The organism is Amycolatopsis sp. NPDC059021 (assembly GCF_042739895.1).
GTDB lineage: Bacteria > Actinomycetota > Actinomycetes > Mycobacteriales > Pseudonocardiaceae > Amycolatopsis.
On sequence record NZ_JBHYIQ010000051.1, the window covers coordinates 14,880 to 37,637 of the forward strand.

Annotated in this window: 20 protein-coding genes; 8 read left to right on the plus strand and 12 right to left on the minus strand. The window is 69.3% G+C overall.

Annotated elements, in window-relative coordinates; all coding sequences use genetic code 11:
* Nucleotides 1-22: 22 nt before the first annotated feature.
* Nucleotides 23-3,208 (plus strand): BTAD domain-containing putative transcriptional regulator, encoded by a 3,186-nt coding sequence (locus ACFWX1_RS27300; protein WP_378391974.1) that lies wholly within the window; start codon nt 23-25, stop codon nt 3,206-3,208.
* A gap of 45 nt (nt 3,209-3,253) precedes the next feature.
* On the opposite strand, the gene ACFWX1_RS27305 is transcribed toward ACFWX1_RS27300, so the two are convergent.
* Both ACFWX1_RS27305 and ACFWX1_RS27310 read right to left on the minus strand, forming a co-directional pair.
* Nucleotides 3,254-4,063 carry an ABC transporter permease gene (locus ACFWX1_RS27305; protein WP_378391976.1) on the minus strand — a complete coding sequence of 270 codons (810 nt, stop codon included), beginning with the start codon at nt 4,061-4,063 and terminating at the stop codon, nt 3,254-3,256.
* On the minus strand, nt 4,060-5,037 hold the full coding sequence (locus tag ACFWX1_RS27310; protein ID WP_378391978.1) for an ATP-binding cassette domain-containing protein: 978 nt from the start codon (nt 5,035-5,037) through the stop codon (nt 4,060-4,062). The genes ACFWX1_RS27305 and ACFWX1_RS27310 overlap by 4 nt, the downstream gene beginning before the upstream one ends.
* 195 nt (nt 5,038-5,232) lie before the next feature.
* Here ACFWX1_RS27310 and ACFWX1_RS27315 point away from each other — a divergent pair, with 195 nt between their 5' ends.
* Nucleotides 5,233-6,186 (plus strand): endonuclease/exonuclease/phosphatase family protein, encoded by a 954-nt coding sequence (locus ACFWX1_RS27315; RefSeq protein WP_378391980.1) that lies wholly within the window; start codon nt 5,233-5,235, stop codon nt 6,184-6,186.
* A gap of 81 nt (nt 6,187-6,267) precedes the next feature.
* On the opposite strand, the gene ACFWX1_RS27320 is transcribed toward ACFWX1_RS27315, so the two are convergent.
* Nucleotides 6,268-7,080, minus strand: a complete 813-nt coding sequence (locus ACFWX1_RS27320) for an NAD-dependent deacetylase (RefSeq protein WP_378391981.1) — start codon at nt 7,078-7,080, stop codon at nt 6,268-6,270.
* Nucleotides 7,073-7,381, minus strand: coding sequence for an antibiotic biosynthesis monooxygenase family protein (locus tag ACFWX1_RS27325; protein ID WP_378391983.1), 309 nt, complete (start codon nt 7,379-7,381; stop codon nt 7,073-7,075). The genes ACFWX1_RS27320 and ACFWX1_RS27325 overlap by 8 nt, the downstream gene beginning before the upstream one ends.
* Nucleotides 7,382-7,643: 262 nt before the next feature.
* On the opposite strand from ACFWX1_RS27325, the gene ACFWX1_RS27330 reads away from it, so the two are divergent.
* The gene (locus tag ACFWX1_RS27330; protein WP_378391985.1) at nt 7,644-9,050 is read left to right on the plus strand and encodes an AAA family ATPase; all 1,407 of its coding nucleotides are present in this window, start codon (nt 7,644-7,646) and stop codon (nt 9,048-9,050) included.
* A 109-nt stretch (nt 9,051-9,159) separates the two neighbouring features.
* Here the strand turns inward: ACFWX1_RS27330 and ACFWX1_RS27335 are convergent, their stop codons facing one another.
* Nucleotides 9,160-10,596, minus strand: coding sequence for a M1 family metallopeptidase (locus ACFWX1_RS27335; protein WP_378391987.1), 1,437 nt, complete (start codon nt 10,594-10,596; stop codon nt 9,160-9,162).
* A gap of 70 nt (nt 10,597-10,666) precedes the next feature.
* On the opposite strand from ACFWX1_RS27335, the gene ACFWX1_RS27340 reads away from it, so the two are divergent.
* Entirely contained in the window at nt 10,667-11,440 is a 774-nt protein-coding gene (locus ACFWX1_RS27340) for an alpha/beta fold hydrolase (RefSeq protein ID WP_378391989.1), read from the plus strand.
* Here the strand turns inward: ACFWX1_RS27340 and ACFWX1_RS27345 are convergent.
* The 4 genes from ACFWX1_RS27345 to ACFWX1_RS27360 form a co-directional block, all read right to left on the minus strand.
* Entirely contained in the window at nt 11,430-12,386 is a 957-nt protein-coding gene (locus ACFWX1_RS27345) for an N-acetylmuramoyl-L-alanine amidase (RefSeq protein ID WP_378391991.1), read from the minus strand. The two genes, ACFWX1_RS27340 and ACFWX1_RS27345, sit on opposite strands and share 11 nt — an antisense overlap.
* 89 nt (nt 12,387-12,475) lie before the next feature.
* Complete coding sequence (locus tag ACFWX1_RS27350) at nt 12,476-13,351, minus strand: A/G-specific adenine glycosylase (RefSeq protein ID WP_378391993.1); 876 nt, start codon at nt 13,349-13,351, stop codon at nt 12,476-12,478.
* 22 nt (nt 13,352-13,373) lie between these two features.
* Nucleotides 13,374-13,865, minus strand: a complete 492-nt coding sequence (locus ACFWX1_RS27355; RefSeq protein WP_378391995.1) for a beta-class carbonic anhydrase — start codon at nt 13,863-13,865, stop codon at nt 13,374-13,376.
* Between the two features lie 131 nt (nt 13,866-13,996).
* On the minus strand, nt 13,997-15,097 hold the full coding sequence (locus ACFWX1_RS27360) for a LacI family DNA-binding transcriptional regulator (RefSeq protein ID WP_378391997.1): 1,101 nt from the start codon (nt 15,095-15,097) through the stop codon (nt 13,997-13,999).
* Between the two features lie 187 nt (nt 15,098-15,284).
* On the opposite strand from ACFWX1_RS27360, the gene ACFWX1_RS27365 reads away from it, so the two are divergent.
* Genes ACFWX1_RS27365 through ACFWX1_RS27375 form a run of 3 tightly spaced genes read left to right on the plus strand, consistent with a single transcriptional unit; the run spans nt 15,285 to nt 17,949 of the window.
* Nucleotides 15,285-16,202, plus strand: a complete 918-nt coding sequence (locus ACFWX1_RS27365) for a metal ABC transporter solute-binding protein, Zn/Mn family (RefSeq protein WP_378391999.1) — start codon at nt 15,285-15,287, stop codon at nt 16,200-16,202.
* Nucleotides 16,203-16,204: 2 nt separating this feature from the next.
* Nucleotides 16,205-17,053, plus strand: a complete 849-nt coding sequence (locus tag ACFWX1_RS27370) for a metal ABC transporter ATP-binding protein (RefSeq protein WP_378392001.1) — start codon at nt 16,205-16,207, stop codon at nt 17,051-17,053.
* A 2-nt stretch (nt 17,054-17,055) separates the two neighbouring features.
* Entirely contained in the window at nt 17,056-17,949 is an 894-nt protein-coding gene (locus ACFWX1_RS27375; protein ID WP_378392003.1) for a metal ABC transporter permease, read from the plus strand.
* On the opposite strand, the gene ACFWX1_RS27380 is transcribed toward ACFWX1_RS27375, so the two are convergent.
* The 3 genes from ACFWX1_RS27380 to ACFWX1_RS27390 are packed head-to-tail and all read right to left on the minus strand — an operon-like array spanning nt 17,936 to nt 21,730.
* A complete protein-coding gene (locus ACFWX1_RS27380; protein ID WP_378392005.1) occupies nt 17,936-19,159 on the minus strand; it encodes a DUF445 domain-containing protein in 1,224 nt (407 codons plus the stop codon). The two genes, ACFWX1_RS27375 and ACFWX1_RS27380, sit on opposite strands and share 14 nt — an antisense overlap.
* A gap of 58 nt (nt 19,160-19,217) precedes the next feature.
* Nucleotides 19,218-20,444, minus strand: coding sequence for a DUF445 domain-containing protein (locus tag ACFWX1_RS27385; RefSeq protein WP_378392007.1), 1,227 nt, complete (start codon nt 20,442-20,444; stop codon nt 19,218-19,220).
* Between the two features lie 56 nt (nt 20,445-20,500).
* The gene (locus tag ACFWX1_RS27390; RefSeq protein ID WP_378392009.1) at nt 20,501-21,730 is read right to left on the minus strand and encodes a DUF445 domain-containing protein; all 1,230 of its coding nucleotides are present in this window, start codon (nt 21,728-21,730) and stop codon (nt 20,501-20,503) included.
* 171 nt (nt 21,731-21,901) lie between these two features.
* Between ACFWX1_RS27390 and ACFWX1_RS27395 the strand changes: the two genes are divergently transcribed.
* The gene (locus ACFWX1_RS27395) at nt 21,902-22,753 is read left to right on the plus strand and encodes a hypothetical protein (RefSeq protein WP_378392011.1); all 852 of its coding nucleotides are present in this window, start codon (nt 21,902-21,904) and stop codon (nt 22,751-22,753) included.
* The last annotated feature ends 5 nt before the right edge of the window (nt 22,754-22,758 follow it).

Below are 22,758 nucleotides of genomic sequence, written 5' to 3' on the forward strand. Positions count from 1 at the left end.
ACGGTTCTGGAAAGCTGGAGTCATGCGCGTGGCGCTGCTGGGCCCGTTGCGGGCGGTGGAGGACGACGGTACCCCGATCGAGATCGGCGGCGCCCGGCTCCGCACGCTCTTGGCCAGGCTGGCCCTCGACCCCGGGCGGCCGGTCTCCGCCGAGGCCCTGATCGACGGTCTGTGGGGTGACACGCCGCCCGCCGACGCGGCCAACGCGCTCCAGTCGCTGGTGTCCCGGCTGCGCAAGGCGCTGGGCGCCGGGGTCGTCGAGTCCGGCGCCGCCGGATACCGGCTGGCGCTCCAGCCGGACGACGTCGACGTGTCCCGGTTCGAGCGGCTCGCCGCCGACGGCCGTCGTGAACTCACCGCGGGCCGGGAAACGCGGGCAGCGGAGCTGCTGGCCGAAGCGATGGAGTTGTGGCGTGGCGCCGCGCTCGCGGATGCCCTGGACGCGCCCTTCGCCGGTGCGCCCGCGGCACGGCTCGAAGAACTGCGGATCGAGGCGGCCGAGGATCTCTACGACGCGCGGATCCGCGCGGGACGGCACGCCGAGGTGCTTGCTGATCTCACCGCGCTCGCCGGCGAACATCCGCTGCGGGAGCGCCTGGCCGGCCTGCGGGTCCGGGCGCTGTGCGCGGCGGGCAGGCAATCCGACGCGCTGGCCGTGTACGCGGCCATCCGGGAAACGCTCGCCGATCAGCTCGGCGTCGATCCGTCCGCCGAACTGCAGGAAGTCCACCTCGCCGCGTTGCGGGGCGAGTTCGCGCCGCTCGCGCCGGCCACCGATCGGCTCCCGACCCGGCTGAACAGCTTCGTCGGCAGGGACGACGAACTGAAGCTGCTCGCCGAACTGCTCGACGGCGCCCGGCTGGTGACCCTGGTCGGCCCGGGTGGCGCGGGAAAGACCCGGCTCGCCATCGAAGCCGCGTCGCGACATCCCGCCCAGCAGCGGGGCCGGGTGTGGTTCGTGCCGCTGGCAGGCGTCCGCGATCCGCAGGACGTCCTCGGTGCGCTGGGGAACGCGTTGGAAGTCCGCGATCTGCGCAGCCACGAGGCCGATATCCGGCGCAGAACGGCCGAGACACCGATGGAGCACATCGTCGAAATCCTCGGCGGTGCGGAATCGCTGCTGGTGCTCGACAACTGCGAGCACGTCATCGACGTCGCCGCGGAGCTGGTGGACGCGCTGCTCACCAGGGTGCCGTCGGTGCGGGTGATCGCGACCAGCCGGGAGCCGCTGGCGATCACCGGTGAGGTGCTGTGCCCGCTCGGCCCGCTGCCGGTGCCGGGGGAACAGGCGTCCGTCGAGGAAGCGGGCGAGCTGGGTGCGATGCGGCTGTTCCTGGACCGGGCCGTCGCGGTGCGGCCGGACTTCGTGCTCAACGCGTCTACTGTGGACGATGTCGCGCGGATCTGCCGCAGCCTCGACGGGATGCCGCTCGCGCTCGAACTGGCCGCGGCGCGACTGCGGTCGATGACCGTCGCGCAGATCGCGCGCCGGCTCGACGATCGCTTCCGGCTGCTCACCTCGGGAAGCCGCACGGCGCTGCCGCGCCAGCGGACCCTGCGCGCGGTGGTCGAGTGGAGCTGGGATCTGCTCACCGAGGCCGAACTGATGCTGGCCAGGCGCCTGTCGGTGTTCGCCACCGGCGCCTGTGTGGAGGCGATCGAGGCCGTCTGTGCCGACGACGTACTCGCCGAGGCGGACATCTTCTACGTCCTCGGCTCGCTCGTCGAGAAGTCCATTGTGGATGCCGTGGAGGACAGCAGGGGCGAGCAGCGGTACCGGATGCTCGAGACGATCCGGGTGTACGCGCGGGAGCGACTGTCCGAAGCGGACGAAGAAGACGTGGTGCGGGCCAGGATGCTCGGCTACTACGTCGAACTCGTGGAGCGGTTGGAACCGAAGCTGCGCTCCCGGGAGCAGCTCGACATCATCGCCCGCTACGAGGACGAGAACGCCAACATGCTCGCCGCGCTGCGCTCGGCGATCGAATTGTCCGAAGTGGACGCAGCGTCCCGGCTGCTCGGCGGCCTGTTCTGGTACATGTCGACGCTCGGGCAGGGGGAGCTGGCGAAAAGCCTGGTCGCGCAGGTGCTCGAGTTCGGTGACCGGTTGCGTCCGGACTTCCGCGCGGCGATGCGCATGATCGAGGCCATGATGCTGATGCCGTCGGAGATGCCCTCGTCCGAACGGGTGCGGGAGCTGGTGGCCGACTGCCTGGACTCGCACGCGATCGAGCGGTTCCCCGCCTTCGCTCTCGCGATGCCGATGCTGGCCTTCCTCAACGGCGACAAGGAATTGGCGCAAGAGGAGATCGAACGGACCAAGGGCATGCCCGACCTGTGGGCGCGCTCCGCCGCGTATTGGGCCGAGAGCTTCGTGCTGATCGACTCCGGGGAGCTGGACGCCGCCGACGCCGCCCTCGAACACGCTCTCACCGGGTTCAAGGATGTCGGGGATCGCTGGGGCACGTCGATGGCTCGCAGTTTCCAGGCGCTGAACCTTTCCCAGCGGGGCAACAGCGCGGAGGCGATAGCGTCCTATCAGGAGGGTCTTCGTCTCGCGCTCGAACTGAAGTCACCGGACGACATCGCGCAGCAGTGGTGGCGGCTGATTCTCGAACACGTGCGGGCGTGCGATCTTGTCGAGGCGGAACGGGAAATCGAAGCCGCACGGCGGTATGCGGCAGGGGCGGGAAACCGGCAGCTGGACATCATCACCATGCTCGGCGAGCTGGAAATACTGGTGCAGCGGGGCGAATACGGGACCGCGCGGGACCGGATCCCCGCGATCAAGGAGAGATCGGAAGAGCTCTCGATCCCGCGCGAGATCCTGCACGAGTGGACCGGGACCATCACGGCCCGCCTCGACATCGCGGACGGACGGCTCGACGAGGCGGAAGGCTGGGCACTGGCCGCGATGCGCAAGAGCGGTGGCCGCCCGGACTTCCCGGACCTGGCCGCGTCGGCCGATCTGCTCGCCGTGATCCGCCTGCGGCAGGGGCAGCCGGAGGAAGCGGCGACCGTGCTCGGCCTCGCCGCGCGGCTCCGGGGCACTTTCGACCATGGTGACCCGGAAACACGCCGGCTCGTAGGTTTGCTTCGCGAGGAGCTTTCCGCGCCGCGTTACGAAGAAATCCTCGCCGAGGCGCGGAATGTGTCCAAAAAGGACGCCTTCGACCGGTTGCTCGCGGCAGCGGAGCGCCGCGAGTAGGACATCGTCCCACTCGCGGCGCCACCCCCTTTTTCTTCCCCTTATTCAGACCCGCTTGCGATAGGCCCACGTCGCGAGCGGGAAGAACACCAGCACGGCTCCGGCCATCCAGGCCAGCGAACCGGCGAGCGAGTTGCCGATCGGTGCCCCGGTCAGCAGCCCGCGCAACACGTTCGTCAGCTGGCTCACCGGGCTGATGTCCGCCCAGGCCTGGAGCCAGCCCGGCATCGTCGAGGTGTTGGCGACGAAGACGTTGCTGCCGAAGGTCAGCGGCATGATGAAGATGAACATGACGCCCTGCACCGCGCCACTGCTGCGCATCATCATCCCGACGAACACCGAGATCCAGCAGAAGCACAGCCCGAACGCGATGACCAGCAGCGCGCTCAGCACGAACTCCGCGGGCCCGGTGGTGACCCGGAAACCCATGATCGTGGCCACGATCATCAGCACCACGAGACACACCAGGTATCGCACGATGTCCGCGAGCACCGCGCCGATCAGCGGCGCCGACCGGGCGATCGGCATACTGCGGAACCGGTCGAACACACCCTTGGTGATGTCGGTGTTCATCTGCGTGCCGATGGTCATACTGGCCTGCATGATGTTCATCACCATGACGCCGGGCACCAGCGTCTGCAGGTAGTTCTCGATGTTGCCGCCCAGCGCGCCGCCGAACAGGTAGGTGAACATCATCAGGAAGATGATCGGCATCAGCGTGACGTCGAGCAGCTGTTCCGGATTCTTCCTGATCTTCAGGATTCCCCGCCAGGCAAGGGAAAGCGCGTGCTGCAGGCCCCTGCCGACGCTGATGTGCGAGGCCGGGACCCTGGCATCGGCGATGAGCGTGGTCATGCCAGGCTCCTTTCGAGTGTCTTGTCCTCGATGGACTCTTCGGCCGCGTGCCCGGTCAGTGCCAGGAAAACCTCGTCCAGGCTGGGCAGCCGCAGCGCCAGCTCGTCGGCGGTGATCCCGGCTTCGTCCAGCTTGCGGACCAAAGTGGACAGCAGAACCGGATCGGACACCGGCGCGGTGAGCAGCCCGGTGTCGTCGTTCCGATGTGGACGGACACCGGTCAGCTCGCCGAGGATGCGCTGCACCGTGTCGAGGTCGGTGAGCGAGGTGGGGCGCACCTGGAGCGTCTGCCCGCCGACACGGCGCTTGAGCTCGTCCGCGCGGCCGTTGGCGACGACATGGCCGTGGTCGAACACGGTGATCGTGTCGGCCAGCTGGTCGGCCTCCTCCAGGTACTGCGTGGTGAGCAGGACCGTCGCGCCCTCGCCGACGAGCTGGCGCACGACCTGCCAGACCTCGTTGCGGACGTGCGGGTCCAGGCCCGTGGTCGGCTCGTCGAGGTAAAGCACCTCGGGCTTGCCGACGAGGCTCGCCGCGAGGTCCAGCCGCCGCCGCATCCCACCGGAGTAGGTCTTGATCGGCCGCTTCGCCGCGTCGGTCAGTTCGAACCGCTCCAGCAGTTCCTCGGCGCGGGCGCGGGCGCTCGCTCGGGACTGGTTGAGCAGCCTGCCGATGAGCATCAGGTTCTCGGTGCCGCTGAGATCCTCGTCGACCGAGGCGTACTGCCCGGTCAGCCCGATCATCGAGCGGACCCGCACCGGATCCTTCACCACGTCGTAGCCCGCGACGGTCGCGTGGCCCGCGTCCGGCTTGAGCAGCGTCGCCAGGATGCGGACCGCCGTCGTCTTCCCCGCGCCGTTCGGCCCGAGCACCCCGACCACCTTGCCGAACGGGACCTCGAGGTCCACCCCGTCCAGCGCCTTCGTCTCCCCGAAGTGTTTGACCAGGCCTTCGGCCCGGATCGCGTGCGACATCACGTCTCCCTTCGCTGTCGCTTGAGACCAGAGTGGACCGGCGCGCTGATAGGCCGCGCACAGCGCGCTGTCAGGCGGCGGACGTCGCTGCCAGTGCCGGTGCGGCGGTGTCAGCGGTGCGTGTCGTGTGGAGGTCTTGTGGAGGTCCGGCCGGCAGCCGCCGGTGCCGGGCCGGGGATCGGCATACTCGGCCGCATGGTGGTCGAAGGGGAAGTCAGGGCGCGGCGCGGATGGGTGACCTTTCTGCTGGCGCTCGTGGTGCTGGCGCTGGCCTGCGTCGCAGCGCTGCGGTTCGTGGGCTTCGACGGCAACTGGTACACCCTCGCCCCGCTGTCGCTCACGCCGTACGTCGCGCCGCTCGCGGTGCTGGTGGCGGTGCTCGCGCTGGTGCTCCGCCGCTGGACGCTCGGGGTACTCGCGCTGGTGGTGGCCGGCGCGGTGGCGGTGCTGGTGGTGCCGAGGTTCTCCGCCGTCGAGCAGCGCGCGGTGCAGGGGCGGACACTGCGCGTGCTCGCCTCGAATCTGTACGTCGGCTCGGCCGACCCGCGGGAGATCGTCGAGCTGGTCCGGTCGAACCAGGTCGACGTGCTCAACCTCGTCGAGCTGACCCCGGACGCGCTCCGGCGGCTGGACCAGGCCGGGCTGTTCACCCTGCTGCCGTACCGCGTGGTGCACACGGACCCCGGTGTCGAGGGCTCCGGGATCGTGTCGCGCTTCCCGCTGACCGAGACGCAGCTGACCGGGGAATCCGCCGCCAAACAGCCGGGCGCGCGTGCCGATCTCGGCGACGGCGTCGTGATCGAACTGGTCGCGGTGCACCCGATCTCACCGGACGTCGATTCGCGGCGCTGGGAACGGGAGATGAAGGACCTCTCCGCGGCCGAGGGCGAACACGGCATCCGGATCCTCGCCGGGGACTTCAACGCGACGCTGGACCACGCCGCCTTCCGGACCGTGCTGGCCAGGGGGTACCTCGACGCGGCGCAGGAGCGCGGCAAGTCGCTCACCCCGACCTGGCACACCGCGGCGCCGCTCGTCGCGCTCGACCACGTCGTCGTGGACCGGCGGGCCGCGGTGCGCGACTTCCGGGTGTTCAAGGTGCCGGGCAGCGATCACCGCGCGATCTACGCCGAGATCCAGCTCCCGTGAGAGGCGGGCTGAAGGGGACTTTCGTCTCGTGACATGAGCTGAAGGGGACTTTCGTCGCATGTGATGCGAGGAAAGTCCCCTTCAGCTCAGCAGGTCGTCGAGGGCGGTGAGCGTGTCCAGCGCGCCCGCGGCGATCGACACGCCCCGGCCGTGCCGGATCTCGGGCTCGCGGGGGTTGATCCGGATCAACGCGCCGGTCGCCGCGCTCGCCAGTTCGGCGTAGCGGCGCACGGTCGGCACGGCCTGCCCGGCACCCAGCTCCACGACCGCGACATCGCGGTGGGCGCGCCGCCACGTTGCCAGTTCGGTCAGCTGGGCATCGCTGCGGGCGGGCTGCCACGAGACGTCGCCGAACATCAGGATGTTCGGCCGCGCGAGCCCGCCGCAGCGCAGGCAGCACGGCAGCGGCGACCGGGCACGCATGGTTTCGACATCGATGTCGACCTCGGCGGTGTCGGCCGCCCAGATCTCGTCGGTGCAGCCGTCCAGGCACTGCAGATGGTGGATCGACCCGTGTGCCTCGGCCACCATGCCGAATCCCGCCCGCTGGAACTGCCCGTCCACATTGGACGTGAATACCCGGACGCCGCCGGGGAGCCGGGAACCCCACGTCCGCAGCAGCCGGAAGCCCGCGTGCGGTGCCGTCCGCCGGTACAGGTCGAGCCGGTGGCCGTAGAAACCCCACGCCAGCTCGGGATCGTCGGCGAAGTGACGCGGGTCGGCCAGCTCCTCGAACCGCAGGCCCAGCCGGGCGTAAGGCGGATAGGCGCGCCAGAATCCTTCGCCGCCGCGGAAGTCCGGCAGGCCGGAGTCCACGCCCATCCCGGCGCCGGCGCAGACGAGCAGCGCACCGGCACCGGCGATCAGTTCGGCGGCTCTGCCGAGGTCACTCACCCGGCTTACTGGCCGTGACGACCTCGAATTCCAGCAGGCTCGCCCCGGAGGCGACCGGCTTGGCGCGCTCGCCGGAGTGCGCCTCGCGCGCCGGACCGGCGGCCCAGGCCTGGTAGTGCTCCTCGGTCTCCCACTTCGTGTAGACGAAGTAGCGGCTTTCCCCGCTGACCGGGCGGAGCAGCTCGAACCCGAGGAACCCCGGCTGGTCGTCGACCGAGTGCAGCCGTGCGGCGAAGCGTTTCTCCAGCTCAGGGCCCGCGCCCTCGGGGACCTCGATGGCGTTGATCTTCACGACAGTCATGCCACCAGCGTACTGATCTCCGGCCCCGGAATCGGCTTGGCGGCCGTCACAGCCGATGGGGCTGGAGCCTGCCGTTCGCCCGCCGGAACAAACAAGGCCCTCGCCACCCGGACGTCTTCGACGAGGAATCGCGTTTCGTACGCCCAGGCGATGATCTGTCTCGCATATGCGAAAAGTATTCAACGATAACGAGCTTCCCGATTACGGACAGCCGCTCGTCGATGAGTCGGCTTGATCATCCCCTTCGTGTCATGCTGGGGGAATGGGGAGTGCTGACGAATACGGGGACAGTGCCGCTTTGGCGGCGGATCTGCACCGGATCATCCGCGCGACCGCCGATTCGGTGGGCGCGAGCGGGGAAGGCAACGAACTCGTCGACAAGGTGGCCGGGCATCTCGGCGTGACGCTGCCGAAGGTCACCGTGGTCGGCCAGGCGTGGGAGGCCTGGGAGCACGCGAACGTCCAGCGCGGTGTCGACGCGTACCTCGCCGAGCGCGGGACGACGCCGGACTGGTTCGGGATCGCCGGTGCCCACCGCGGGCACGAGGAACTCGTCGGCATGCTGGTGGCCGCCGGGAAGCAGGGCCTCTACGAGCTCGGCGCCGTCGACTTCACCACCGTCGCGATCGGACCGGACGAGGTCACCGAGGTCGTCCAGCTCGGCCTGGCCGCGACCACCGCGCCCGGCGGCGAACCGGTCGTCCTCGGCGTCCGCGGCGCGAACCTGCAGTACGGCCAGCAGCAGTGCCGGCTGGAGGTGCTCGCGGCGGACCGCGCCATCGCCACCGCCGTCCGCGACCGGATCGAACAGCTGATGGCCGAGCACGACGTGCTGCGCGGCCAGGTCCTCGCGTTCGGCGTCAGCGAGAACCGCGGCAACGAGCTGCTGACGTTCCTGCCGCGCCCGGACCTGGCCGGAGAGGACGTCGTCCTGCCCGACGGCGTGCTCGACTCGATCGAGCGGCACATCGTCGGCATCGCCGAGCACGGCGACCGGCTGCTCGCGGCGGGCCAGCATCTCAAGCGCGGCCTGCTGCTGCACGGCCCGCCGGGCACCGGAAAGACCCACACCGTGCGGTACCTGATGGGCAGGCTCCCCGGGAACACGGTGGTGGTGCTGACCGGCATCGCGATGCGGTTCATCGCGAGCGCGGCGAGCCTCGCGCGGCGCCTGCAGCCGAGCATCGTGGTGCTCGAGGACGTCGACCTCATCGCACAGGACCGCGGCCACACGCCGATGGGGAACCCGCTGCTGTTCAGCCTGCTCGACGCGATGGACGGCATCGGCCGCGACGCCGACGTCACCTTCCTGCTCACCACGAACCGCGCCGGCGAACTGGAACGCGCGCTGGCCGACCGGCCTGGCCGGGTCGACCTGGCCGTCGAGATCCCGCTCCCCGACGCGGCGGGCCGGGAGGCGCTGCTGCGGCTCTACGGCCGCGGGCTGAAACTGACCGCGGACCTGGCGCCGATCGTCGAGGGCACCGACGGTGTCACGGCCTCGTTCGTCAAGGAACTGCTGCGCCGCGCGTCCCTGCGGGCGATCACCGAGCACCCGGCGGACGGCGAGATCGTGGTCGGCGACGCCGAACTGGCCGGGGCACTGGCCGAGATGAACGACGCGCGCGGCGCGCTCACGCGGTCCCTGCTGGGCAGCCGGGACGCCTGATCGGACGACACGCGTACGCGGACAGACGACTCGCGTACCTGGATGGACGACACGAGCGACCCAACGTCGTGTCGTCCACCTGGGTACGCGAGTTCGCCGGTGCCGCGCCTCAGCCCTTCAGGGAGCCGGGGTAGAGGTTTTCGTCGGCGGGTTTCTTGGTGCCGCGGAACCAGTCGTCGAAGAAGGAACGCAGATCCTGCCCGGACGCCTTGGTGACCAGCGCCTCGAACTCCGCCCACGACGCGTTGGCGTGCCGGTGCGCGTCCGGCCATTCGCGCAGCACACGGTTGAAGGCGTCGTCGCCGATCTTGCGGCGCAACGCGTGTACGGCAAGGATCCCCTTGCCGTACACGCCCTGGAACTCGTGCCCGCTGCCCATGTCGACCAGTTTCGACGCCCAGAAATCCGTGTTGCCGCCGAAGATCTCCACCGCGGCGTGATAGCGCTCGTCGAGGTTCTGGTTGTCCTTGGCCTCGGCCCACAGCCATTGCGCGTACGACGCGATGCACTCGTTGAGGCAGATGTCGGACCACGAGTTCAGCGACACCGAATCGCCGAACCACTGGTGGGCGGTCTCGTGCACGACGGTCAGCAGCTCGGCCCATTTCGCGTAGGTCGGCCTGCCCTGGGTTTCCAGCGAGAAGTGGATGTCCTCGTTGAGGAAGATCCCGCCGGCCGCGCTCTGCGGGTAGGGCCCGAACTTGCCCGCCAGGAACGCGATGATCTCCGGCAGCCGGATCGAGGGTTCGCCGTGGCCGCCCGATTCGGGCGCGTAGGCGTTGACGATCGGCGTGCCGTCGGGCAGTGCCATCCGGTCGACGGTGAACTTGCCGATCGCGATCGTCGTCAGGTAGCTCGCGATCGGGTTCGGCTCCGCCCATGACGTCGTCGTCCTGCCGCCCGCCGAGCTGCTGCCCTGTTCGCGGCCGTTCGAGATCACCGTCCAGCCGTCCGGAACGTGTGCGGTGACCGAAAAGGTCGCCTTGTCGCGCGGGGTTTCGTTGACGGGGTACCAGAACGCGGCCGAGTGCGGCTCGCCGACCATGTACGCGCCGCCGTCCTTCGAGCGCTGCCAGCCGTTCTCGCTCCCGCCGCCGTGCGGCGTCGCGGACGGGTCGCCGCCGTAGCGCACCCGGACGCGGAACGTGCTGCCCGAGCGCAGCGGTTCGGCGGGCGTGACGACCAGCTTCACGCCCTTTTCCCTGGTGAACGTCGCCGGTTTGCCCTCGACGTCCACGCCTCGGACGTCCAAACCGCGCAGGTCCAATGAAAAGCGGTTCAGGTCCTGGGTCGCCTTCGCGGTGACCGTGGTGTCGCCGTCGAGCTTGCCGTTCGCCGGGTCGTAGCCGACGTCGACGTGGTAGTCGAGCGCGTCGTAGCCGCCGTTGCCGTCGTCGGGGTAGTACGGATCGCCCGCGGTGGCCGCACCCGGCGCGGGGTGCAGCGGCGGCGGTGGCGGCGGCGTGGGATGGCTGTCCGCGGCGGTGCAGCCCGCGGCCAGCATCACCACACAGCCGGCGAGAAGGGCGATTCCGCGGCGGCGCATAGGAGCCACCTTAGGGTGGTGGTTCCGGGTCGGCCGGTCGCGTTCGGCCGACCGGGTAGCGTCAGCGGCGATGATCGGGACGGGAGGCGGGATGCTCGTCGACTTCGGCGGAACGGGTGACGTGCCCGTTGTCCTGCTGCACGGCCTGATGGGCCGGGCACGGACGTGGTGGCGCGTCGCGCAATGGCTCAAGCCATACGGGCGGGTGTACGGACTTGACGCGCGCGGGCACGGCCGCGCGGCGCGGACCGGGCCGTGGACCACCGAGAGCTTCGCCGAGGACGTCGCCGACGCGGTGCGTTCGCTCGGGGGCGAGCAGGCCGTGCTGATCGGGCATTCCATGGGCGGGCTGCACGCCTGGGCCACTGCGGCGAAATTCCCGGAGCTGGTGCGCGCGGTGGTGTCCGAGGACTTCGCGCCGGATCAGCGCGGCCGCACCGTCGAGACCTGGCGCGGGTACTTCGAGACCTGGCCGACGCCGTTCGAATCACTCGCTCACGTGCGGGAGTTCTTCGGCGAGGTCGGGGACTACTTCGTCGAATGCGTCGAGGAACGCGAAGACGGCTACCACCTCATCGCCGACATGGACACCCTGTACGAGATCGCCGCCGAATGGGGCCGCCGCGACTACTGGTCCATTGTGGACGCCGTCCGCTGCCCGCTGCTGGTGCTCGAAGGCGAGCGCACGGCGATGCCCGCCGGGCAGCAGGCGTCGGTCGCCGCGCGTGTCCCCGGCGCTCGTCACCTGGTCGTCCCGGATTCCGGCCATATCGTCCACGACGAGGCCCCGGAGACCTACCGGGGCGCCGTCGAAGCCTTTCTCTCCGGCGTCCTCAGCCGCTGAGTTCGGCGCGCAACACGCCCGCCGGCTGCCCGGACGGGACCAGCAGCGGCCAGACGTCGGCGCCGAGGAAGCCGGTCTCGTCGGTCGCCGCCGTCGCGGTGCAGGTGTCCCGCGAGAGCCCGTGCCGCGCCGCGAACGCCGCGACACCGTCCTTTGTGGACGCACCGAACACCCCGTCGGCCGGGACCTCGACGCCCTTGGCCCGCAGCAACCGCTGCGCGCGGAGGACGTTTCGCCCGGAATCACCCGGTTTGAGCAGCGGCCACGGGGTTTCCTCGCGCACTGCGACGCCGAGAATCTTGCCGACGGCGTCGCGCAGTTCCGGTAGCCGGTTGTAGAGCACCGTGCCGGGGCACTCGGTGGAGTTGAAATCCCGGTGGCCCTTGATCATCGCCGGGGCGATGCCGTACTGGTGTGCGATGTAGGCGACCAGGTTCACCAGCGAGTTCCACAGCGCGGGCGGCACGTCTTCCTTGCTGTAGATCCCCTCGTTCTCGATGCCGAGGCACTCGCTGTTGTGATCGGCGACGTTCGCGCCCTGGACGTGCTGCCTGCCGCCGCGCAGGATTTCGAGGCTTCTGTGCCTGCCCTCGGTGACGAACCCGCCCCGGCTGTTCGTGAACTGCTGACCGGTGTCGATCCAGCCCCGGGTGTCCATGTGGAAGTTCTGGATGTCGCGCGAGATCTGGAAGGCGTGCTCCAGTGACGTGTCCGTGTTGTTGCCAGGATCGACCGTGTGATGCACGACGATGTACGTCGGCTTGTGGTTCTCCACGGTGATCGCGCCGGACGCCGGCCGCGCGTGCCAGTCCGACGTGCTGTAGATCCGCGGTGTCGGTACGGACGCGGCGGCTCTCCCCGCGCCCGCCAGCCCGAGCGCCCCCACAGCGGTGACCGTCAGACTCCCTTTGACGAACGAACGACGGCCGAACCCCGACTCGGTCATGGAAAGACCTCCCTCGCCGAATGCGTTCAGCAGAAGCTAGCCCGCGTATGCGACGACGGCAATCATTCACCGACTTTCGTCTTAGTGCGTCAGTGTTCGCCAGGGAGTGCGAAAAGCCCGTCGCGGGTCTGCTCCAGCAGGCCGTCCACGAGCAGCGAATCCAGGCAGCGGTCACGCTGGCCCGCGTCGTGCCAGACGATGTCCAGCCTGGCCTTTTCCACCGGACCCTCGGTGCCGCGCAGGACGTCGAGCAGCAGGCCGCGCACCTGCCGGTCGGTGCCGGCGAATTTCTGCACCGGCTTGGCGGGCCCGGCGTAGGCGGGCTTTCCCGCGTGCTGCCACGCGCATTCGGCGTGCACCGGGCAGTCCGCGCAGCGCGGGGAACGAGCGGTGCAGATCAACGCGCCGAGCTCCATCAACGCCGCCGAGAACTTCGCCGCGGGCGCGTCATCGGCGGGCAGCAACGCCTCGACGTCGGCCATGTCGCGGGTGTTCGACGCCGGTCCGGCATCCCCGGCGCCGTGCACCGCGCGTGCCACCACGCGCCGGACGTTCGTGTCGACGACCGGGGCGCGTTTGCCGTAGGCGAACGCCGCCACCGCGCGTGCGGTGTACGCCCCGATGCCCGGCAGCGCGAGCAGGGTGTCCACATCGGACGGTACGACGTCGCCGTGCTCGGCCGCGATGACGCCGGCGGCCTCGTGCAGCCGCAGCGCGCGGCGCGGGTACCCGAGCTTGCCCCAGGCCCGCACGACCTCGCCCTGCGCTTCGGCGGCCAGCGCCGAGGGCACCGGCCAGCGCGCCATCCACTCCAGCCAGATCGGCTGGACGCGGGAAACCGGCGTCTGCTGCAGCATGATCTCGCTGACCAGCACGCCCCAAGCGGAGCAGTCCGGCTCGCGCCATGGCAGCTCGCGACCGTGTGCGGAGAACCAGTCGACCAGGATTTCGGCGTCTACGGGCACCCGGTAGAGCTTAGTTACCCTGCTATGCGACCTCGGTCAGTGTCCCGGCCTTGACGTCGTAGACGAAGCCGCGCACGTTGTCGCGGTGCGGCAGGAAGTCGCTGCGCCGGACCCGCTCCACCGAGCGCCGGACACTGTCCTCCACCGCGCGGAACGCCTCGACCGACCAGGTCGGCCGCAGACCACTCGCCTCTTCGAGCTCGTCCTTGAAGTCGTCCTCGGTCACCATCGACAGCCCGCACTCGGTGTGCTGGACGATCAGGACCTCGCGGGTGCCGAGCTTGCGCTGGCTCAGCGCGAGCGAGCGGATCATGTCGTCGGTGACGACGCCGCCCGCGTTGCGCAGCACGTGCGATTCGCCCTGGATCAGCCCGAAGATCTCGAACACCCGGATACGGGCGTCCATGCAGGTCAGGATCGCGATGTTCAGTGACGGCCGGGGCGAGGAACGGTCACCGGGGACGACATTGCCCAGCTCCTCGTTCCGCTTGAGCAGAATGTCGATGGAGGTCATCGAGGCCTCCTTCGGCCTGTGAAGGGTCCCCGCAGCGCGGGCGGTCCCTCTCATTGGAACCGCCCGGCACCCTTCATGGCAATGTTTTCGGGTTGCACATCACGAGGCCGAAACCTCGCGAAGCGGCCTGCTCAGCCGCCGAACCAGGGCTCCTCGACCGTGCGCGGCGGGCCCGACGTCCGGCCGACCCGCAGCTCGGTGGGCAGCGTGATGATCTTCGGCCCGACGCGCTCGGCCGAGCCGAGCAGCAGCCGCCCGGCCACCTTGCCCTTCTCCAGCACCGGCTGGTGGACCGTGGTCAGCCCGGCGCGTTCCGCCTCGGCGATCCCGTCGAACCCGGTTACCGTCAGGTCCTGCGGCACCCGCAGGCCGCGGCGTTCGGCCTCGGCGAGCGCGCCGAGCGCGAGGATGTCCGAGGTGCAGATCACCGCGGTGATCTGCGGGTACGCGTCGAGCAGCTGCCGCGCGGCCGACGCGCCGTCGTCCACGGTGTGGTCGAACCGCTCGACCACCGGCACGCTCGCCCAGTCGACGCCCGCCGCGGAGAACGCCGTGGCGAGCGCTTCCAGGCGGGTGCGCTGGACGTGGAAGTGCGCGCTGCTCTGCCGTTCCGCGTTGACGAAGTCGTCGTTGCGCTCGCGGGCCAGCCGCATGCACACGACGCCGACCTGGCGGTGCCCGAGCGAGACGAGGTGCTCGGCGATCGCGGTCACCGCGGCCGCGTCGTCCGGGCCGACCCGGTCGACGCCTTCGACGCGCGGCTGGTCGATGATCACCGTCGGCACCGGGCGCTCCAGCACCGCGCCGAGGTGCGGATCGTCGTCGGGCACCGAGTAGACGACGAACCCGTCGACACCCGCGCGGTGCACGGCCGCGACGTCCTCGCGGCCGGGGCTCGCGGGGACGAGATGCAGCCCGACCCCGGCGTCCTCGCACGCGAGCGCGAGCCCTTCGAGGACGCCGACGGCCGCGGGGTCACGGAAGGCGTAGGAGAGGTTCTCGGTCAGCAGGAGACCGACCGCGCCCGCCTTGCGGGTACGCAGCGAGCGGGCCACCGGGTCGGGACCCGGGTAGCCGAGCCGCCGGGCGGTCTCGAGCACACGGCGGCGGAGTTCCGGGGACAGTTGATCCGGTCGATTGTATGCATTCGACACGGTAGTCCTGGACACACCGAGTTCCGCCGCGAGCGACGCCAGCGTCGCCTGCCTCCTGGTGCGAATAGGACGGCCCATCAGCAAACCGTAACGGTTCAGATCGTTTTGCAGAAGCGACACCCCATGTGAGTCCTGTCGGCTGTTTTCCGCTACTCCGTGTGGTGGGCCACTCCGGACGAATGGCCCCATGATCATCCGGATGGGGTAAAGTGAATCTGACAACGGTTTCCATTAGCTGTATGGCTCACCCCGCAGGAGTGTTTCGATGAGTTCCCGCCGCACCACGAGAGTGCTCGCCGCCGCCTCGGCGCTGACCGTGTTCGCCCTGGGCGCGGCAGCGTGCTCCAGCGGTGACAAGCCGTCGAACCCGTCCGCGGCTTCCTCCGCCTCGGACAAGGTGAAGGTCGTCGCCTCGACCGACGTCTGGGGCAGCGTCGTCAGCGCCATCGGCGGCGACAAGGTCCAGGTCACCTCGATCATCCACGACCCGTCGGCCGACCCGCACTCCTACGAGACCACCGCCGACGACGCGCTCGCCGCGAAGAACGCGAAGCTGACGCTGGCCAACGGCGGCGGGTACGACAAGTTCTTCGACAAGCTCGCCGGCCAGGCCGCAGGCGCCAAGAAGCTGGTCGCCTACGACATCGCCGCGACCGGCAACGAGAACGAGCACGTCTGGTACGACCTGCCGGGCGTCGGGAAGATCGCCGACCAGGTCGCCGCCGGTCTCGGCGAGATCCAGCCCGCCTCGAAGCAGACCTTCGACGACAACGCGAAGGCGTTCAAGGGCAAGATCGACGAGCTGGTCAAGAAGGCCACGGAGATCGGCACCGCGCACCCGGACACCAAGGTCGTCGCGACCGAGCCGGTCGCGCGCTACCTGCTGCAGACCGCGAAGGTCACCGACGCGACCCCGGAAGAGTTCTCGAAGGCCGTCGAGAACGAGTCCGACGTGCCCGCCGCGGCGCTCGACCAGTTCCGCAAGCTGATCACCGGCAAGCAGGTGAAGGCGCTGGTCAACAACGTGCAGACGGAGACGCCGGTGACCAAGCAGGTGGTGGCCGACGCGAAGGGCGCCGGGGTCGCGGTGGTCGATGTGGCCGAGACGCTTCCCGCCGGTGTGACCGACTACATTGGTTGGATGTCCAAGACTGTCGACACGCTGGCGGGAGCCGTGAAGTAACTGTGTCCGCGGTAGCCGGCAGTGTGCGTTCGGCGGTCCGTCCCGCGGTGCGCATCCGCGGGGCGGGTCTCGCCTTCGGGAACCGGACCCTCTGGTCCGGTCTCGATATCGACGTCGAACCGGGCGAGTTCCTCGCCGTGCTGGGGCCCAACGGCTCCGGCAAGAGCAGCCTGCTCAAGGCGCTGCTCGGCGTGCAGGCCCTGTCCTCGGGCTCGGTCGAGATCGCGGGCGGGCGCCCCGGCGGGGCGAACCGGCACGTCGGCTACATCCCGCAGCAGCGGGCGATCGACGATTCGCTGACCCTGCGCGGCGTCGACCTCGTCGGCCTCGGCCTCGACGGACATCGCTGGGGCACCGGCCTGTTCGGCATCCGCGCCCGGCACGCGCGCGTGGCCGAGGCGGTCGAAGCCGTCGGCGCCCAGCGGTACGCGCGGCAGCCGGTCGGCAAGCTGTCCGGCGGTGAGCAGCAGCGGCTCCGGGTCGCGCAGGCGCTCGTCGGCGATCCCGAGGTCCTGCTCTGCGACGAGCCGCTGCTCTCGCTCGACCTGGCGCATCAGCGCGCGGTGAGCGAGCTGATCGACGCGCGGCGTCGCACGGCGGGGACCGCGGTGCTGTTCGTGACCCACGAGATCAATCCCGTGCTGCGATTCGTCGATCGCGTGCTGTACCTGGTCAACGGCCAGTTCCGGATCGGGAAGCCGGACGAGGTGATGAACTCCGAGACGCTGTCGGAGCTGTATGGCACGCGGATCGAGGTGCTCAAGGTCGGCGGGCAGATCCACATCGCGGGCGCGCAGAGCGCGTTGTGCGAGGACCAGCCGCACCACGACGAGCACGAGCGGGTGAGCTGAGCGTGGACAACCTGTTCGACTTCGAGAAGACCTGGCTGTTGATCACCGAGGTCCAGGGCGTGCAGACCGCGTTGCTCGCCGCGGCGGTCCTCGCCGTCGTGGCCGGGATCCTCGGCCCGCTGATCGTGATGCGCCGGATGTCCTTCGCCGTGCACGGCACCTCGGAACTCGCGCTCACCGGCGGCGCCGCGGCGCTGCTGCTCGGCGTCGGCGTCGAGTACGGCGCGCTCGCCGGCGCGGTGGTCGCCGCGCTGCTGCTGGGCATCCTCGGCACCCGCGACGCCGACCGTGATTCGGTGATCGGCGTGATCCTGTCCTTCGGTCTGGGCATGGGCGTCCTGCTGCTGTCGCTCTACAAAGGACGGTCGGCGAACAAGTTCGGCATCCTGACCGGGCAGATCATCACCATCGACTCGACGAACCTCACGATGTTCGTCGTCGCCTCGGCCGCCATCCTGCTGGTACTCGCGCTGATCTACCGGCCGCTGCTGTTCGCCAGCGTCGACCGGAACGTCGCGGTCGCGCGCGGGGTCCCGGTGTCGCTGCTGACCGTGCTGTTTTCGGTGCTGGCCGGCGTCGCGACGGCGCTGAGCGTCCAGGTCGTCGGCTCGCTGCTCGTCGTCGCGATGATGGTGACGCCCGCGGCCGCGGCCGTGCGGATCACCGCCAGCCCGTGGAAGGCCACGGTCCTCTCGATCGTCTTCGCGGAAGTGGCCGCACTGGGCGGAATCGTGCTCTCGCTCGCGCCGGGCCTGCCGGTGAGCGCGTTCGTCACCGCGATCTCGTTCCTGATCTACGTGATCTGCCGGATCGTCGCGTGGGCCCGTGACCGCCGTTCCGACGTGCGGGCGACGTCCACTCCCGAACCGGTGGGCGAGCTGCTCAGCCGAGCATGAGCAGGACCTGCAGCTCACCGACGACGAAGCCGATGACACCGCCGACCGCGATCAGTTTCCATTCGTCCTGACGGAAAGCGGGCCGCAGCAAACCCTCGAACTCGATCGGGGTGAGCGCGAGCATCCGCTGTTCGACCATCTTCGCGACGTCCATCGCCTCGGTGAGATAACCCTCGGCGTGCCGCGCCGTCGAAGGCAGCTGGACGAGTGCCTTCTCGGCGGCGGCGTGCTTGATCTCGCGCAGCTGACGTCCGCCGACGGCCAGCGCCAGCATCGGCTTCGCGACGCTGGCGCGTTCGTCGATGGCGTGGGCGACCAGCCGTTCGACGAGCGCGACGAGGCGATCCGACTTCGGGCCGCGGAGGATCGCGTCGAGCAGGTTCGGCACGGTCAGGACCTCGTTCGCGATCAGCTCGCCGTACTGGCGCGCGACCTCGGCGCGGCGGCGCTGGAACTTGCCCTGGAAGATCACGCGCCCGACGCGCACCGGCTCGCGCGGGACGAAGATCAGCTTGATCGCGAGCCAGTCGGTGAACAGCCCGATGCAGCCGCCGAAGATCGGCAGCACCCATGGCTCGCGGGTCAGCGCCCATACGACCGTCTGGACGAGACCGAGCCCGAAGCCGAAGTAGATCCCCATCCGCGCGATGAACGCCATCTCCGGCCGCGACGTCTCGCGGATCAGCCGGACCAGCAGCGCCTTGTCCCTGGTGAGCCGCTCGACGGTCATGTGCTGCACGTCGAGCACGTCGTCGAGGTGCTCGCGGATCTCGTCGAGGAAGTCCCGCACCAGCCGCGGCGTCCCGGCCTGGACCTGCTTGATCAGCAGATCCTGCGCCAGCGTCGGCATCGCCTCCCACAATCGCGGCTGGTGCTTTTCCAGCACGTCGCGGGCGATGTCGTCGACAGCGCGCAGCAGCGGCTGCTCCAGCTCGCGCGTGATGATCACCGGGTCGATGCGGGCGAAGATCTCCTTGACGTCGAGCAGGTTCGCGGTCAGCAGCTCGGTGGCGACCGCGGCCATCCGGCCGCCGTGCTTCGGCACGACACCCTGCCAGCCGAAAACCGGCCTCACACCGACGAATTCGAGCGGCCGGAACATCATCTCGATGGCGACGCGCTTGGTGACGTACCCGATGAGCGCGGCGATGAACGGCATCGCGGCGTAGAGCGGCCAGTGCCGCGCGAGGTCGTCAAGGACAGCGCCCACGCGACCTCCCTCTCGTCGACAACCCGAACACTAGCGGGTCACCGGGACACCGCACGAGTCAGTGCAACAGGGCGAGAACCTGCAGTTCACCGACGAGGCCGCCGATCAACGCACCGACCGCGATCAGCTTCCACTCGTCCTGCCGGAACGCCGGGCGCAGCAGCTGTTCGAACTCCAGCGCGGTCAGCCTGCGCATGCGGTCGACGATCGTGTTGCGCACGTCGAGCGCGTTGACCGCGTACGCCTCCGCGTGCCGGATCGTCTCCGGAACGCGCTCCGCCGCCTTCTCCGCCGCGACCTGCTTCATCTCCTGGAACCGCTTCGTCCCGACAGCGATCGCGACGAACGGCTTGACGACGCTGGCCTGCTGGTCGATCGTCCGCTGGACCTCACGGGTGATCATGGTGAACAGCCGGTCCGACTTCGGCCCGCGCAGCACCGCCTCCAGCAGATTCGGGATCGTGATGATCTCGCGCGCGATCATGTCGCCGTAGTCGGCGGCGACCTGGTCCCGGCGCTTCTGGAAGATGCCCTGCCAGGTGTACACGCCGAAGAACCGCTTCGGCTCGCGCGGCAGGAAGATCATCTTCAGTGCCAGCCAGTCGGTGACCCAGCCGATGCCCAGCCCGAACAACGGCAGCACGATCGGCGACTTCGTCAGCGCCCACACCACCAGCTGCACACAGCCGAGCGCGAAGCCGAACCAGATTCCCGAGCGGGCGATGAACCGCATCTCCGGTCGCGAGATGTCGCGGATCAGCCGGTTCAGCAAGGCCTTGTCGCGGACCAGGTTCTCCACGACCATGTGCTTGAGGTCGAGCACGTCCTCGATGTTGTCCGCGATCTCCCGCATGATCTTGGTGATCGCCTTCGGCGCCTCGGCCTGGACGCGCTTGAGCAGCAATTGCTGCGCGGTGTTCGGGAGCATTTCCCACAGCCGCGGCTGATAGGTCTCCATGACCTCGCGGGTGACGTCCTCCACCACGCGCAGCAGCGGCTGCTCGATCTCCTTGGCGACCTGGGCGGGGTCGAGGCGAGCGAAGATCTCTTTGGGATCGACGAGGTTCGTCGTCAGCATGTCGGTGGCCGTGGTCGCCATCCGCTCGGCGTTCGCCGGGAGCACGCCCTGCCAGCCGAAGACCGGTTTGACGCCGACGAAGTCGAGCGGCCGGAACATCATCTCGATCGCGACCCGCTTGGTGACGTACCCGATCAAGGCCGCGATGAACGGCATCGTGAGGTAGACCTGCCAGTGCTGGTGCAGGTCGGCGATGACGGCGTCCACGCCCGGAACGTTATCCCGTGCGGGGCGGGCACTCCGGATTCGGGCTCGTCGGCGGGTCAGTGGAGCAGCAGGAGCACCTGGAGTTCACCGACCAGACCGCCGATGATCGCCCCGACGGCGATCAGTTTCCATTCGTCCTGCCGGAACGCGGGCCGCAGGATCCCCTCGAACTCGATCGGGGTGAGCTGTTGCATCTTCTCGACGATGGTGTTCCGGACGTCGAGCGCGTCGGTGGCGTAACTCTCGACGTGCTTGACGGTCTCCGGCAGGTACGCGATCGCCTTCGCCGCGGCCGCGCGTTTCATCTCCTGGTACTGGCGTCCGCCGACCGTCAGCGCGACGAGCGGCTTCGCGATGCTCGTCTGCGTGTCGATGGTGCGCTGGACCTCGCGGGTGATCATCGCGAACAGCCGGTCCGACTTCGGCCCGGCGAGCACGGCCTCCATCACGTTGCGCACGGTCAGCACCTCGTCGGCGATGAGCGCGCCGTAGTCGGCCGCCACCTGACGACGTCGCTTCTGGAACATGCCTTGCCAGCGGAAGAAACCGAAACCACGCGGTTCGCGCGGATAGAAGATCATCTTGAGGGCGAGCCAGTCGGTGACGAACCCGGTGACGAAGCCGAAGAGCGGCATGATCAACGGCTGCTTCGTCAGCGCCCACGCGACGAACTGGACGAGGCCGATCACGAATCCGAAGTAGATTCCGGACCGCGCGATGAACTTGAACTCCGGGGCCGCGACCTCGCGGATGAGCCGGTTGGTCAGCGACTTGTCCCGCACCATCGCGTTGATCAGCATGTCGTTGACATCGAGGACTTCGTCGATGTTCGTCGAGACTTCACGCATCAGCCGCTTGACGGCCTTGGGTGCCTGCGCGCGGACCTGATCGACGAGCATCCGCTGCGCCTGCGTGGGCAGCAACTCCCACAGCCGCGGCTGATATTGCTCCATCACTTCCCGCGTGACGTCGTCGACAGCCTTCAGCAGTGGCTCTTCGAGTTCCTTGACCATCTCGTCCGGGTCGAGCCGCGCGAACATCTCTCGCGGGTCGACGAGGTTCTTGGTCAGCAGATCGACGGCGGTGGTCGCCATCCGCCGCGCGTTCGCCGGAATCACGCCCTGCCAGCCGAAGACCGGCCTGACGCCGACGAATTCGAGCGGCCGGAACATCATCTCGATCGCGACCCGCTTGGTGAGGTAGCCGATCAGCGCGGCGATGAGCGGCATCGTGGCGTAGACGTGCCAGTGGGCGCGGATGTCGTCGAGGATCGCCGGAACGTCCACTGTGGCCTCCCGCGCTGTCCTATGGCGCCTCCGCGGCAGGGAGTACGTCGGCGCGGCTGCTAACACCCTGTCAACAAAGCAGGATGCCATGCGTGACCGGGGGGACCAAATATCGTAATGAAGCCGTTCGGCGGTATTTGCGCGCGCAGCCGCGCTCACTAAGGTGGCGCAATGGTCGCTCCCGAGAAGTCCGAGCCCACCCCCAAAACAGCCCAATTCGCCGTCACCGTCCGGGGTTACAACCAGCGTCAGGTCGACGAGCGCCTCACGGAGCTGATCGCTCAGCTCAAGGAGGCGGCTCACGGTCGCGACGAGGCCGTCGCCACGTCCGGAGAACTCTCGAAAGCGCTCAGCTACGCGCAGCAGGAGCTGGCGGAGGCCAAGGCCGCACTGGTGCGGCTGAACTCCAGCCCCACCGGCGCCGGTGCGATGGCCGAGCGCGTCCGCATGATGATGCAGCTCGCCGAGGAGGAGGCCGCCGATCTGCGGACCGCCGCCGAAGCGGACGCGGCCTCGACGCGGGAGGAGGCGGACAAGTACGCCCACGAGACCCAGCGCACGAGTGACAAGCTGGCCAAGGAAGCGCAGGACGAACGCGAGAAGCTGCTCGCCGACACCCGCGCGGAGATCGAGCGGCTCGAAGCCGAGGCGAGCAAGAAGCGCGAGCAGCTCGACAAGGCCGCGCAGGAGGCCCGCGCCGAGGCGGACAAGAAGGCCGAGGAGGAGGCAGCGGCCAAGCGCGCCGAGGCCGACCGGATCGCGGCCGAGGAGATCACGGCCAAGAAGGCGCAGACCGACGCCGCCCTCGCCGACGCTACCGCCAAGCAGGCTGAGGCCGACAAGCAGCGGACGCTGGCGCTCGAACTGCGCGCGAAGGTCGCGGAGCGGCTCGCCGCCACCGACGCCGCCGTGCAGGAGGCTGTCCGACTGCTGACTCCGTCGGACGAGTCCGCCGAGCCCGCTGCCGCCGAGCCTGTCACCTCGGACGAGAACGCGCCGAGCCCCACGCCGCGGGAAGGCTGAGCGCG